The organism is Paenibacillus sp. FSL P2-0089 (assembly GCF_038595095.1).
GTDB classification, from domain to species: domain Bacteria; phylum Bacillota; class Bacilli; order Paenibacillales; family Paenibacillaceae; genus Paenibacillus_AQ; species Paenibacillus_AQ silagei.
Genome location: NZ_CP152006.1, coordinates 5,230,976 through 5,246,026 on the forward strand (window position 1 = coordinate 5,230,976; position 15,051 = coordinate 5,246,026).

The window sequence follows — 15,051 nt, forward strand, 5'->3', positions numbered from 1 at the left end:
ATATTTATGTCAATCGGTTATCATATTTAAATTTTAGCTAAAAAAAGGCCCCAGCCCAAATGAGCCGAAGCCTGTAATATTACGGGACAAGACCACGCATCCCCCTACAACTTCCCCCGGTAATCCTGCGGAGTCATGCCGAATTGCTCCTTGAACACTTTGATGAAATATTGGCTATTTGCGTAGCCTAGCTGCTCAGAGATCTCATAGATCTTCAGGTCGGAGTTGCGGAGGCTGGCTACGGCCTGCTCCATCTTCCTATTCAGGATATACTCGCTGATGCTGATCCCGCTGACCTGCTTGAACAGTCTGGAGACATATGCCGGATGAAGCGAGACCGCGTCCGCAACGAATTGCTGGCTGGCCTCTGCCAGATTAGACGCGATACAGCTCTGCATCTCCTTGACGATGCCCATCCGGTTATTCTGTGTATCCCGTTCGAGCTTGCCCTGCAGGGTATCCACCAGCGCCTCACCCCAGCTGACCAGTTGGGACACGGAACGGAAGAGGGTCTTATCCAGCAGCTCCCGCCCGACCAGATCGGAGAGCAGGCTATGATTCTTATGGGCAATATAGTGAAAGGAGCCGAGAATCATAGTACGGATCTCCTCAATATATTCTTCGTTATACGACGGCAGGTTGTTGCTGAATTCTCTCAACTGCTGCAGCCGTTCCTTATACCCCTGCCACTGGCCGGTCTCCAGCAGATGCATCAGTGTCGGGGAAGCATATAAGTCCTTGAGCGGCTGGACCGGCGAGCTCTTCTGCTTGTCCGTCAAGGAGATGAAATAGCCCTGGTCATTGCCCACTTGCTGTCTTAACGCCGACTGGGAATCCTCATACATGGCGCGGATATCCAGCGGGAATTCCCCCGGGTAGGACAGAATAACCGAGATTCCGCCATTCAGATATTCATTCACACTGCTGTGCAGCTGATGGGTATTATGGGTTAGCTGCTTGAGAATCTTGTCCGGGTCAACCGCCCCCGCTTCACTGCTCTTCACAATAAACACCAGGTTCTCGTAAGCATCCCGGCCATGCCACAGCTCGAAGCCCGGGCCCAGCAGCTCGCAGGCAATGTTCGTCACCGCGTATTCAAAGAGCAATTGGCTGTCCGGCCCGAAGTTCGTGAAATGCTCCTCCAGACGGATCAGAATCAGGAAGACCCGGTCGTTCAGCTGAAAATCAATCTGATATCCGCTAAGCTTGTCCTTCAGCCGTTCCTGCGGATAGGATTTGCCCTGAATCAGCTCGGCCAGCAGCTTATCCTTCAGCGCCGGGAGATGCTCCCGGAAGGCCAGCATCGCCTGCTCATAAGATGCCGTCCGGTCGATTTCCTTCTTAATCGTCTTAATCGTGCTCTCCAGAGCAGCACGCAGCTTCTGGTGATCCAGCGGCTTAACAAGATACTCTGCCACCCCATACTGAAGGGCTTCCCTGGCATATTCGAACTCGGCGTAGCCGGTTAGCAGAATACACTTGATTCTCCGGTGGGTCTTCCGCACCTGCTTCACCAGCTCCAGCCCGCTCATCCCGGGCATGGCGATATCCGTAATGACTATATCAACCGGGTATTGCCCGATCATCTGTATGGCCTGGGCGCCGGAGTAGGCTTTATATACTTTTTCAATCCCGAAGTCCTGCCATGGAAAAGCAAGCTCCAGATCATCTACGACATATTGTTCATCATCTACCAGCAGAATTTGCAGAATGAGCTTCTCCCTCCTTTTCAATCCGAATCCGGTAACAGGTGCCTTCGGACAGCACGGAGTCTACGGATAACCCGGAGTCCTTGCCAAAATACAATCGCAGCCGCTGATTCACATTCCTTAGCCCCGTTCCGAGCTGTTCATTGCTGATAATATTATCCTCGATATGGCGGCGGACCGCACCGAGCCGTTCCTCCGTCATGCCGATTCCGTTATCCTTCACGGTAATCAGAAGATACGAATCATCTTCCTCGGCGGCAACCGAGATGATGCCGGGCCTCAGGCCCGGTTCAATGCCATGCTTAATGCAGTTCTCCACGAGCGGCTGCAGAATCATCCTTGGCAACCGGTATCTGCCTGCCTCCGCCGTGACACCGAATTCGAAGGTGATCTCTCTTTTGCGCAGATGGACCATGTGCAGATAATGCTCGACGAAATCCAGTTCATCCTGGAGCGTAGAATCCAGCTGTTCAATCTTATGAATGTACCGGCAGTAGGAAGCCAGATGCAGCGTCATCGCGGTGACCGCATGATAATCTTCGATGCTTGCTTTGCTCTGAATGAAATTCAGGCAGTTATAGAGAAAATGCGGATTAATCTGCGCCTGATACTGCTTCAGCTTCGCTTCCTTCACTTCAAGCTCGCCCAGCAGAACCTGCTCGATCAGTGTCTGGGTATTCTCCGCCATCCGGTTAAAGGAATTGCCCAGCACCTTGAACTCATTGACCTGCAGATCGACGGCACGGCTGGAAAAGTCGCCCCGGTCGAACCGGTCGATCGCCTTGCGCAGCATAATCACCGGCTTCTGCACCTGACGGCGAAGAAGCAGCGTGTAGAACATAATACCCACCAGCACCACCAGTACCGCATAGAGGAACAGCCGGTTATTGCGGTTAATCGGTTCGATATACTGGCGCTTGGGATAGGCGTCTATGAAATACAAATCCAGCATGTCCGACTTCATATAGTTAATCAGATACTCTGCACGATTCTCTGTAGCGGAGATGGTTCCCCTGTTCCCGTTAATCCCAGGACTGATCGACTCTAACAGCTCCTGCGGAAATGCTGCCCCCGGCTGAATAAAGGCCCGCTCAGAGGCATCGTACAGCAGCGGCATACCGGAGACATACTGATCCATCATTTTCACCAGATTATCCAGCGAAATCCTGACTTCAATTAACAGCGAGCTGATATGACTGCGCATGATGTTGGAGTAATATCCCTTGCCTTCCTTATCCATGTGCAGCACCCAGCGGTTCCGCGCCTGCTCCGGAGGGCTGAAGGTGCTGAAGGAGAAGGAGGAATCAGAGGATACCGTCTCTTTCTCATCCTCATAGTACAGAATAACCGTATTCTTCCAGGAGGTAGAGGCGGTGTTCAGGGCGAGCTTATCGATGATAGTCAGCTTCATCTCATATTTGGAATATTGATCACCGAACTTCAGAATATAAGGATATCCACGCACAGACTGGTCCTGTGACAAAGTAATGGTATTTGTCAGCACCTGTTCAAATTGCGTGGATAGCTGGGAGGTCATGAATTCAACCTCGTACATTTTATTTTTTCTCAGCTCATTCTGAATGTCCTTCACGTTCAGCCGGTAGATGAGCCAAAACGCACCTACGATGATCAGCAGCATCAGCATCAGAACAAACGACAGCCACTGAAAGATAGACAGACGATATTTCACATTGCCCTCCTCCAAATGAAAGGACGGCCTGGGGGCCGCCCTGATTCTCCGTATCTTTACTTCGATAGAGATTGATACCATTCATTGACCTCTGTGGTCACTTTATCGCCGCCTGTAGTTTTCCATTTCTCTACAAAGGTATCGAATTCGTCTACCGGCGCTTTGTCATAAATAATTTTGTTCAGAATTTCCTTCTCCAGCTTCTCCAGCATATCTCCACGGGAGAGCTGAGTTTCAGTAGGCGTACCTGTGAACATCTCAGGCATTACACTGTCCTTCTGATCGACGATGATTTTGGCTGCTAAGATCTGCTCAGGAATACGCTCGGACAGATTCTTCTCATACTGGTTAGCAGGCTCAGCGCCGCCGGCCAGCTTAGCCAGTGTATTCATCATCAGGTTAGGAATAATGGCTCCATCGTAAGTAAGGGTATAACGGATCGCATCCACCCAGCCGCCTGGAATCTTATCTGTATCCTGCTCTTTCAGGACGGTTCCGTCTTCAGCGATATCATAATCGTAGCCTTTGGCGAAGCCGTTCACGAAGGTTGTGCTGTCCGGGTTGGCCCAGTTATCAAACAGATAGTTCTGGTAGACGAAGAATGCGTCTTTATGCTCCATATCCTTGTTGATCAATACAGCACCGGAGGCGATCTTCGTGCCATGTCTGCCTACCTTGCCATCCGGGCCTGCCGGAAGCGGATAAGCCTTATGCACTGCACCTGGAACGTTCTTCTGCAGATCCGGCAGCGGCCAGCCTGTCATCCAGTAAGGGCCGACAATGATACCGGCTTTGCCTGCTGTAAAAGCTTCTGTTGCTTTGTTCTCATCATACAGACCGGATTCGGAGGAGATATAGCCTTCTTTCATCCATTTCTGCATCGTTGCCAGGCCTTCCTTCATCTCCGGCTGAACAGAGCCGTAAGCGAGCTGGTTGTCCGCCGTCTTGTTCCACTGATTAGGCATGGCGCCGAACATCCCGAAGACCCATCCGGCTTCCGACATCCATGTGTTCAGATTGTTTTTGAAGCCTACAGCCAGTCCCGTTGTATCCTTCTTGCCGTTGCCGTCAGGGTCCTGGTTCGTGAACGCATCGAGCACGGTTTCCAGCTCAGCCAGATTCGTCGGAGCCTTAAGGTTCAGCTTCTTCAGCCAATCCTCACGGATATACATAACCGGGTCATTATTATAAGCGTTTTCCAGAATCGGGATCCCCATCCGCTTGCCGTCTCTCATGTAGGGATTCCATACGGTTGGCTCTTCGGCCATCGCTTTTTTGTAGATATCGGAAGCATATTTGTCGAACAATTCGCCCGCATCGGTGAACTGGCCGCTGTCAATCAGATCAGAGATCAGGGAAGGGCTTCCACGGAACGAGATGATGTCCGGCATTTTTTCACCTGAGGTCAGCATCAGGCGCAGCTTGGTTTCATAGGCGTTGTTCTGGTCACTTACGGTCCAGAGATACTTGATATCAATACCCAGCGTATCCTTGGCCCATTTGGTGTGCACGTTATTTTCAATATTTTCGCCATTCTTGAATTTCAGGCTGCTTGCGATGGGAAATACGGTTGAGATGGTTACCGGTTCTGTATATTTGCCATTCTCAAAGGGAGCCGAATACATAGCGTCTTCGCTTGCCGCCGGCTTGTTGTCCCCTTCCGCCTTCTTGTTGTCAGCATTTCCGCCGCATCCGGCCAGCAAGCTGCCCAGCATGACTGTGGATAACACTGCCGCCGCAGAGAATTTCATTTTCTTTATCATTTAATCTTGCACCCCTTTAATTAAAATTTAATCATATTAATTATATGAGTCAATCTTTTTCAGCTTTCAGCGCGTGCATCACCCCCTTTAATAGGAAGGACGGCTATTCCTTAACCGCCCCGAGGACAATTCCCTTCACGAAGAAACGCTGCAGGAATGGGTACACGATGAGGATCGGTGCCATCCCGATGAAGATCTGAGCGGCTTTGACCGTTCTTTGCGAGATATTCTCCAGATCCTCCGGCCGTACAGTCACCTTACTGAAGTCCTGCTGGACAATGACTGACTGCAGGAAGGTCGCCAGCGGATAGTTGCGGTGATCCGTCATATACAGCAGGCCGTCGAACCAGGAGTTCCAGTGACCGACAATCGTGAACAGCGACAGTGTAGCAATAGCCGGCATGGATACCGGGAGATACACACTGAACAGTGTTCTGAAATGACCTGCGCCGTCGATGAAGGCGGCTTCTTCCATTTCTTTGGGCACGGCCCGGAAGAAGTTAAGCAACAGAATGATATTCCAGACCGAGACGGCTCCCGGCAGAATCAGCACCCATAAGGAGTTCATCAGGTGCAGCTTCTGAATCAGAATGTACATTGGCACCAGACCGCCGCTGAACAGCATGGTGAAGACCAGCAGCCAGATATACATGTTCCGGCGTCTGAACCGGGCGTTCTCTTTGGACAGCGCATAGGCAGCCAGAATGACTACCCCCATGCTGAACAGCGTTCCCAGCACCGTGCGCTGCAGCGTCACCCAGATGGACCGGGTGAAATTCTCATTGGCTACGGTCTTGGTGTAGGCGTCCACTGTGAAATCTACCGGCCACAGACCCACCAGATTGGCATTGGCTGCCGATTTCCCGCTGAACGATACAGCAAGAACGTGAATCAGAGGGACAACACACATAATTGAAACTGCGATCATCAGGATATAGTTGAACACGGTGAAAATGCGGTAAGGTTTTGTTTTATGATACATGCCCTATTAGCCTCCATTCTAGAAAATACGGTAGTTAGCAAATTTATACGAAAGGCGGTAAGCTGTTACGATCAAGACAAAGCTGACAACGGATTTGAACAATCCGACCGCTGTGGAGAAGCTGAACTTACCGTCAACAATTCCTAGTCTGTAGACAAATGTATCGATGATGTCCCCTTTATCGAAGACAAGCGCGTTATACAGGTTAAAGATCTGGTCAAAGCCTCCGTTAAGCACGTTACCCAGCGCCAGTGTTCCTACCACGATGGTAATCGGCAGCATGGCCGGCATCGTAATCGACCATGTCTGCTGCCAGCGTCCTGCTCCGTCTACCTCAGCCGCTTCATAGAGTGCCGGGTTAATTCCCGCCAGGGAGGCCAGGAAGACGATAGTGTTGAAGCCGAACTCTTTCCAGACATCACTCACTACAACGACAAACCGGAACCAGTTCCCGTCACCCAGGAAGAAAATCGGCTGGATGCCGAATACACTGACCAGCACCTGGTTGATCAGGCCGCCGTCTCTGGCGAGCAGGTCGGAGAGAATACCGCCCAGGATCACCCATGACAGGAAGTGGGGCATATAGACAATGGTTTGTACCATTTTTTTGAATGCCATCTTGCGGATCTCATTCAGCAGCAGTGCGAACAAGAAAGGAACGATCAGGTTGGCGATCATTTTCAGACCGGCAATAATCAGTGTGTTCCAGATGATCTGAACGTTCTCGGGAATACTGAACAGATATTCAAAATGCTCCAGCCCCACCCACTTGGAGGCGCTAAAGCCTAAGCCCGGCTTGTAATTCTTGAAGGCAATCGCAAGGCCCGTCATTGGAATATAGGCGAAGATCACGGTTAGGATCAAAGCCGGCAGAACCATCAGATCGAGACTAAGGTTCTTGGTCCATTTCGATTTTTTTCGGGGACTCCCCGCATTGACATCCAGTTTCTCGCCTTTTACGCTGGCTGGCGTAACCATGTTTTTCATGCTTCTGCTCCCCTTTGCTGGTCAACGTGTATCCGTTTACTTTGTTTATAAATTAATCATACCTAGCCGGACATGACAGATACATGATAAATACAAAGCATTGATAACAAAATGATAACCACAACAGTTTTGGACGTAGCATTACGGTAGCACTTGGGTGGACGCTCCGCGAACGGACCGTTGTTACAATCGCTGTGGTCTCCAGATTTTATTTATTTCCCTTAGCGGTGAAAATCCGGAGACCAAGGCGACCGCTGCCGCTTTTCCACAATCGTTCCGTCCTCTCCGCTGTTTAAGCGGGGGCAAGGTTACTACAAAAGGACAATCCGTTACGGACATGACATCGTGGATTGTAGCTTAGAATAGGTTCAAACAACTTCAAACAGCAATGAGAAACTTCGGCAACTGTGAGGTACCCCGGCAACATCGAGTACCTTCCAGTTGTACCGCCGTCCAAACGATGGTTGCACAGCCTACTACAGAATTAGTTGGACAAATGTATCTTAATTTAGCCGGTTTGGAGCTTTTGAGGAAATTAGGTGGATTTATGCTATATATTTTTGTGAATTTCTTCTTTTTGCTCCGACCCCGGCGTAACAAGTGCCTTTTTTCCACCTATTGTCTGGCCGGGTCTCTTCCGCGCGCGAACAAGTGCCTAAAATCCAACTATTTCCTGACGTGAAAGCCGGACTACGCGGGCAATGCAGATAAAACAGTCGCCCAATGCAGACATTGCAGACATGTTACTCCCATCACAAAAAGCAGCGGCCCCCCTTACCTGGGAGAACCGCTGCTCGAATCAATGCTATAGACTTGCGGACACTACTCTACTAATTGAGGCTGATTATCCGGTATACTACCACGGCAGCCTGCTCCTTGGTCATCTGGGCCTTCGGCAGGAAGTTGCCGTTCTGTGCGCCTTGGATGACTCCGGCAGCCCGCAGCTTCTCTATTGCGCCCGCAGCTTCCGCGCTCAGCTGATTCAGATCCTTGAAGCTGTGAACAGCAGCAGAATCGCCCTTCAGCATGATTTGCTCTAGCTGGACGAGCCGGTTCAGCATGACCGCCATTTCCTGACGGCTGAGTGTAGCGATAGGACTGTAGAGCCCATCTGCTCTACCTTTTACAATACCTAAGGCTCCTGCAATATTAATAGCCTCGGCATATGGGGAATCCGTACTGACATCCTTGAAGCCTGGAGCGGCTGTTGCAGCTTGAAGGTCAAAAGCATCGACCAGCAGCTGGGCAAACTCCGCACGGTTCATCAATACCCCGGTCTCATAGGAAGCCTCTGCTCCCAGAGGAAGTATTCCTTTTGCAGCCAGAGCTTCAACACTCTCGGCAGCCCATTTGCTGCCCTTATGATCCGGCAGCTTCACCGTGGCAGCTGCATATTGTCCAAGCTCCTGGGCCTTGAAGGAGACATAGCCTGAAGCCGGATCATACTTACGATCCTTCACAACTGTAAGCTTGCCATTCTCCAGCACCCGGTATACCGCAAGCTGGTGCGCCCGTTCGCCTGACTTAAGTTCATAAGGAAGCAACAGGGTAAGCGCAGCTGCGTCAACCGCTGTAATCTTGGCTCCATGGATAGTGAGCGAGAAGTCCAGTACAGCCGCTCCATTCAAGCGGGCCTTCACCGATGCCGGCCATCCGTCCTGGGCCACACGCTTCACTTGAAGCTGTAGAACATCTCCTGCCTGTGTATCCTGCAATTTCAGCAGCTGGGTGTTCAGGCTCAGAACCGCCCCGAAGCCGCTCTCAATCTGAATCTCCTTAATCTTCGGCTGTGCGGCCAGACTCTGAAGCGGAAGCACGAGCTGTAGCATTTCGGCTCCTGCTGCAGGTTTAACGGCGATCTTCAGAATGCCGCTGTCCAGCGACTGAAGCACCGCCTGGCGGACGGCCTCAGGCATGAGATTCACATGCAGGATTCCTGCCTTATCCGGGGAAGCTTGAACAGTCAGCTTACCGTCTGCGAAGACCGCTGCTGGAGCAGGTGCCTGGGACGATGGAGCAGAGCCAGACGATGGGGACGAGGATGTACCTTCAGTTCCCGCTTGCGGTCCCTCTGCTGGTGCCACAAAGGTCAAGATCCCGAAATTCGAGGTATCCCGCCAGGTATCCTCTCCCCTGTCATTCCACTTACTCGTACTGCGGGTGCCGTCGCCCCGATCATCATTGATCTGCAGGTCAAGCCCGATGGAGCTTCCCGCCGCCCCCTTGATCGTGCCGAAATTAATCCTGGCTTCCACGCGGTACCCGGTGTCCGTATGGACTACCGCGCTGGTCAATCTGCTGTCCGAGGCGCCTCCGCCAAAGGACGCCACATTATTGATATTGATCCGGTATTGACCATCATCCCCCTCGTAATAAGGGGTTCTGTTGAAATTCTCATCGATGAAGATTTCCACGGAGTCCTGGTCCCATGGATTCGCGGCATCCGCCTTCAGTAAGGCGTCCTTCACATCAACGATCAGGTAGAGGCTGTCCTCCGACCACATTGATCTGGCTTCTGCGGTGGTGCTGTAAGGCGCGGCAGATATTTTCACCTGAAAAGGCTCCGCCTTCTCCCATTCCGTATCCATCTGCCCGTCAATCTGAACTTGACCCTTCGGCGCTTCCGCCGAATTAGGCATTGTAGAGAGCCGGAGAACCCCGTAATGGCTGGTATCCGTATCCTGGGAGCTGCTTCTGTCATTCCAGTAGGCAGGAACAGAACCCGGAACACCGGCGTCACTGACACGGATATCGAAGCCAAGCTCCTTGCCTGAGGAGCCTTTGAGCGTTACGAGCGGGATTTGGGCTTCAATGGTGTAACCGCCCTCACGTTCTGTGCTGGTGAAGCTGATCCCTGCTGTCCCGGATCCCGAACGCGGCAAGCTGATCTTGCGATCATCCGGCTGATAAGCCGTAGTCTTCCCATTGTTCTCATCCAGGAAAAGCTCAACCTTGTCTTCCGCGTTCCGACTAGCATCGGTAACGTCTGCCTTCACATACAGATTGTTCGTATCCCACAGCGTATGAACCTTGGCAGTTACTGTACTGCCCTGTTCCAGCGGAATCCCTGCTGTTTTGCTCCACAGGGCTTTCCCGGCTGCGCCTGTCTGAGGCGTACCCTCAAGCGCTATAGCTACATTATGGATGTCCGGCAGCTTGGAGGGATCAGCCGCTCCCCAGAAAGCAGGCTTCGCCTTCAGCTGCTCATCGAATAACATGGCATGGTTATTGTAGCTTTTCTCATCCTGCACGCCCCAGATGGAGACTGAGGAGATCGTGTCCTTGTATTTCTTGTATAGCTCAAACAGATCATTATAGCGCTTGCCCTGCCGTGCAGCGATATCCGCCGGCAGCGGGGAGGACGGGCTAATGCCCGAATCGACATCCAGCTCGGTGATCTGAATATCCAGCCCCAGCTGGGAGAACTGCTGAATGGTCTTCTCGATCTCCGGAATGGACGGTGAGTACAGGCCATGGTGAGACTGGAGGCCCACGCCGTCAATCAGATTCTTCGCCTTGAGCGTCTTCAGCAGCTTGTAGATATGCTCACGCTTTTCGGGAACCTCGGTGTAATAGTCATTGTAATAGAGCTTCGCTTCCGGGTCGGCCGCACGTGCGAATTCGAACGCCTTCTCGATATAATCCGGGCCGATCAGGGTATACCAAGGCGTGATTCTCATGCCGTCCGGACCGCCGCCATTGTCGGCAATCGCTTCGTTCACTACATCCCAGGCATAGATTTTGCCCTTATAGCGGTGCATAACGGTCTCAATATAATTCTGCAGACGCTCAAGCAGCAGCTCCCGGCTGGCCGGCTGGCCGTCAGGACCCGTGAACATCCACTCCGCAGCATCGATGTGCCAGAGCAGTGCGTGTCCGCGAAGTCCCATCCCGTTTGCCTGGGTAAAATTCACATATTTATCCGCACCGTCGAACACATAAGTGCCCTCGGAAGGAGCAAGGAATTTGGGCTTCATTTCATAGGTGGCTGTGATGCTGTTGAAATGCTTTTTCAGCAGCTCTCCGTAGACCCCTTCCATCTGCCAGGAATACGCTGCGGCTCCGATGGCGAAGTCGTCAGCGTAGATGTCTTTTAACGACGGAATATCCTGTTCAATGCTCAGCTCTGTAGCAGGCTGGGCGGTTACATCATCCACATAGAAGGATAAGGTATCGACGGTATCCTCTGTAATATAAGGCGTCTCCACGAACAGGTTCAGCTCGGACGGCTGGTCGCTGTACTGGAAATTCCCCTTCAGCAGATGCCATTGATCCCACTCATCAGCCTTAATGCTAACCTTATCAATCGCATTCCAGCTCTCGGAGCCAGCCTTCTTATACACTGTCATTTGCAGGCTTTTGTCTGCCTCCGGCTTCTCCTTCAGGCGGACATACAGCGAGAACTGGTAGCTCTTGCCCGGCCGCAGATGCTCCTTCACACTCAGGCTTGGCCCGTAGAAGCTGCGCTCCCTTCCCTCTACCAGCATACTGTGAGTTCCGGTATTAGCCGTATCCTGACTCACCGACAACGATTCCGGGCCAATCCGGTTCTTCCAGCCCTGAAGCGTTCCGTCTTCAAAATCCGTACGCAGCCCTTCCTCCCCCTCCGGGACGTCAACCGCAGCGGCAGTGATCTTGATATCGTCCACGTAGAATGCGGTCCCTGCTGCGGCTTCTGCATAAATCTCCGTGAAGCCTACCTTATCGCCTGTAATATAAGTACCTTCCAGATAAGTCCATTCATCCGACCACTGCGTTCCGTTAAATTCTGCTACAGGCTTCCAATCCTCGACTTTGCCGATTTTGGTATGTACCGTGAATTTGACCGGCGCCGGAGATTTCACCCACGCTCCCACGGTGTAGGCTGTATTCGGAGCCATATGATCAGTCAGCACGTGATTGGGGCCCTCCCAATCCTTGGTTCGTCCATCCACATACAGACTGTAGGAGCCTCCATGATAGACTTCCTTCGTTACCGTAAGCTGTTCGTCGCCTTTCTTGGTCCATCCCTGTGTGGTGCCATCCTCATAGTCCGAAGCGAGAACAACGGTAGGTCCTTCCTCAACCGCCGCATAAGCCGGTGTGCGCATCGGCAGCACCGAGGCTGCCAGGACGACCAGCGCCAGCGTGAGGCTCATTATTCGTTTAGGCTTGAGCATCTGTACCCTCCTTGGATTCATCATAATAGAGCGTTTACATAATGGATTATAGCCGATTGGAAATCGTTTACAAATAACAATTTGATAGGATTGATAACAAAATAATAAGCGGGGCTGGGGAAATTAGCGGTTTTCCGCATACACCCGGCTCCCCCTCGCATGCACCAGCACGCTGCACCCATTGTGTTTGGTTTTTCGCCTATATCTGGTCCACGCGCCTCCCCACTAACCAATGTGTTCGGTTTTTCGCATACATCCGGCCCGCGCGCCTACTCAAACAACGCAAAAACAGCACACTCCACAATCTGAAGCGTGCTGTAATTTGCATAACTATTATTCACTCTGCCTTATCTGCTAAGCATACCGTACACTTACACGTTCCCCCGCCTGCAGCTCAATACTCACCAGACCGTCCGAATCCGGCTCCACCAATAGGCTGTCTTCTCCGCGCGTGACCTCCAGAGGGCTTTCTGCCAGAACCCGGCAGACTCCACCAAGATGAGCGGTAACCTCCGCTTGTCCGAGAACGCCAGCGCTCCAGGTCAGGTTCACTTCATAGCCGCCGCGTGCCCGCAGCCCCTTCACTCTTCCTTCGCTCCAGCTTGAAGGCAGGGCGGGCAGAAGCTCCAGATAACCCTGGTGGGATTGCAGCAGCATCTCGGCAATTCCGGCTGTAGCTGCGAAGTTCCCGTCAATCTGGAACGGCGGATGCGCGTCGAACAGGTTCGGATAGACACCGCCGCGTTCATTGTTAACGGCCTCCGGCTGAACCAGCGTCAGCAGGTTCGTGATCAGCTGCTTGGCGCGGTCACCCTGTCTGAATCTGGCCCATAGTCCGATTTTCCAGCCCAGGCTCCAGCCAGTTCCGCCGTCTCCGCGAATCTCAAGCGAGGTTCTGGCTGCTTCATACAGCTCAGGAACTAACTTCTCCGTGATCGATCTGCCCGGGTAGACCCCGACCAGATGGGAGACATGGCGGTGATGCACATCCTCATCCTCCACATCTGCCGACCATTCCTGAAGCCGGCCGCCTGCACCTACCTGCAACGGCAGCAGCCGCGCGCGGGCAGTCTCCAGCTCAGCTGCAAATTCGCCGTCCAGTCCAAGCAATCCGGCAGCAAGGCTGCAGTTCGTGAACAGCTCCGCGATCAGTGACAGATCCATGGTTGCTGCTTCGCTGACGGCATACTTCTTATCGCCGTCTACGATTTTGTGCTCAGGAGAAGTGGATGGTGAGGTAATCAGGTACCCGTCCGGGTTCTCGATCAGCCAATCCAGGCAGAACAAGGCCGCTTCCTTCATTACCGGATAGGCGGTCTCCCGCAGATAGGACAGATCGCCGCTGAAGGCATAGTGCTCCCACAGATGCTGGGTAAGCCATACCCCGCCCATCGCCCAGGATGCCCAGACCGGATCTCCGTCGCCGTAGCCGCCAACGGGAGCCGACTGCGCCCAGAGATCGGCGTTATGATGGGCTACCCAGCCGCGTGCGCCATAGTTAATCCGGGCCGTCTCGCTGCCGTTGACCGCCAGCCTCCGGGTATAGTCAATCAGCGGCTGGTGCAGCTCGGACAGATTGCAGACCTCTGCCGGCCAATAATTCATCTCCGCATTGATATTCAGCGTGTAATTGCTGCTCCACGGCGCCCGGGTATCCTGATTCCAGATGCCCTGGAGGTTCGCCGGCTGTGTGCCGGGGCGGGAGCTGGCAATCAGCAGATAACGGCCATAATGGAACAGAAGCTCTACCAGCCCCGGATCATTGCTGCCGTAGGCGGCAATTCTCTGATCCGTCGACATGCCCTCTGGGGCGAGGCTCTCTCCCAGATGCAGCTCTACCCGGTCAAAAAGCTCCCGGTGGTCGTCAATATGACGGCCCAGCAGCCCGGCATAAGGCTCATTAGTGATACGCTGTACCGTTTGCGCAGTCTGCTGCCGCACATCGTAATCCGCCTTCACTGTGCCCGATTCCGCATCGAACGAGGTCGCCGCACTGAAGTATAGAACCGCTTCCGTTGCGCCGGTAACTTGGATACCGTCAGCAGTAGCTTCCAGGCGGCCTCCAGTCTGGACCGCAGCCAGACGGCCGTGGAACTCCAGACTCCGGGGGGACTCTCCACCGTAACGGACCGGCTGATCGACTTCGTAATAATTCGGTGCCACATATTCAGGAGCATGTCCGGTAATCGTGTAGTGCTCCCCGTCTGCTTCCGAACGGTGGCGGAGCGGACTGTCCAGCTTCGCCCGGAAGCTGAGCCGGTGCTCCTCACTGGCCGTTAAACGGACAATGATCGCCTGGTCCGGGTGAGAGGCGAAGACCTCCCGGGTATAGCGGACACCGCCGATTACATAGGAGACGGTACCAACACCCGTGGACAAGTCCAGCTTCCGGCTATATTCCCCGTCTATGGTCTGCCCATGCTCCATCGTAAGCAGCAGATCCCCGAACGGCAGGTAGGACTGGGCGTAGGGGCCCATCATTTTTTTGCATAGCTGATCCGCTTCTTCATTCCTGCCTTCTGCAATCAGCGCCCTGACCTCAGGGAGAACCTCGCGGGCCTCCGGATTATTCCAGTCTGTCTTGTACCCGGACCACAGTGTGTCCTCATTCAGCGCCAGACGTTCCTTCTCGATGCCGCCAAAAATCATAGCCCCCAGCCGTCCGTTCCCGACTGGAAGCGCCTCCACCCAATAAGTGGCGGGGGTATTAAATGAAATATCCATTGCGCAGCTTACCTCCATACACCGTAATTTCTAATCT

Annotated in this window: 7 protein-coding genes; all 7 read right to left on the bottom strand. The window is 53.0% G+C overall.

The features are described from left to right. Positions 1-104: 104 nt before the first annotated feature. Positions 105-1,733 (bottom strand): response regulator, encoded by a 1,629-nt coding sequence (locus NST69_RS21870; protein ID WP_342547107.1) that lies wholly within the window; start codon positions 1,731-1,733, stop codon positions 105-107. Continuing rightward, positions 1,687-3,399: a histidine kinase gene (locus tag NST69_RS21875; protein ID WP_342547108.1), complete on the bottom strand. Its 1,713-nt coding sequence runs from the start codon at positions 3,397-3,399 to the stop codon at positions 1,687-1,689. The genes NST69_RS21870 and NST69_RS21875 overlap by 47 nt, the downstream gene beginning before the upstream one ends. Before the next feature lie 56 nt (positions 3,400-3,455). Then, positions 3,456-5,162 (bottom strand): extracellular solute-binding protein, encoded by a 1,707-nt coding sequence (locus tag NST69_RS21880; protein WP_036724073.1) that lies wholly within the window; start codon positions 5,160-5,162, stop codon positions 3,456-3,458. Positions 5,163-5,265: 103 nt separating this feature from the next. Beyond that, positions 5,266-6,144 (bottom strand): carbohydrate ABC transporter permease, encoded by an 879-nt coding sequence (locus tag NST69_RS21885; protein ID WP_036724075.1) that lies wholly within the window; start codon positions 6,142-6,144, stop codon positions 5,266-5,268. 18 nt (positions 6,145-6,162) lie between these two features. Next, positions 6,163-7,023: an ABC transporter permease subunit gene (locus NST69_RS21890; RefSeq protein ID WP_235191831.1), complete on the bottom strand. Its 861-nt coding sequence runs from the start codon at positions 7,021-7,023 to the stop codon at positions 6,163-6,165. 938 nt (positions 7,024-7,961) lie between these two features. Continuing rightward, entirely contained in the window at positions 7,962-12,290 is a 4,329-nt protein-coding gene (locus NST69_RS21895) for an endo-1,4-beta-xylanase (RefSeq protein ID WP_342547109.1), read from the bottom strand. 354 nt (positions 12,291-12,644) lie between these two features. Further along, on the bottom strand, positions 12,645-15,014 hold the full coding sequence (locus tag NST69_RS21900; RefSeq protein ID WP_342547110.1) for a glycoside hydrolase family 95 protein: 2,370 nt from the start codon (positions 15,012-15,014) through the stop codon (positions 12,645-12,647). Positions 15,015-15,051 lie beyond the last annotated feature (37 nt).

Bases quoted from the DNA above. Each gene is read 5' to 3' on its own strand.
- NST69_RS21895 (WP_342547109.1), bottom strand. From the start codon at position 12,290: ATGCTCAAGCCTAAACGAATAATGAGCCTCACGCTGGCGCTGGTCGTC.
- NST69_RS21900 (WP_342547110.1), bottom strand. From the start codon at position 15,014: ATGGATATTTCATTTAATACCCCCGCCACTTATTGGGTGGAGGCGCTT.
- NST69_RS21885 (WP_036724075.1), bottom strand. From the start codon at position 6,144: ATGTATCATAAAACAAAACCTTACCGCATTTTCACCGTGTTCAACTAT.
- NST69_RS21890 (WP_235191831.1), bottom strand. From the start codon at position 7,023: ATGGTTCTGCCGGCTTTGATCCTAACCGTGATCTTCGCCTATATTCCA.
- NST69_RS21880 (WP_036724073.1), bottom strand. From the start codon at position 5,162: ATGATAAAGAAAATGAAATTCTCTGCGGCGGCAGTGTTATCCACAGTC.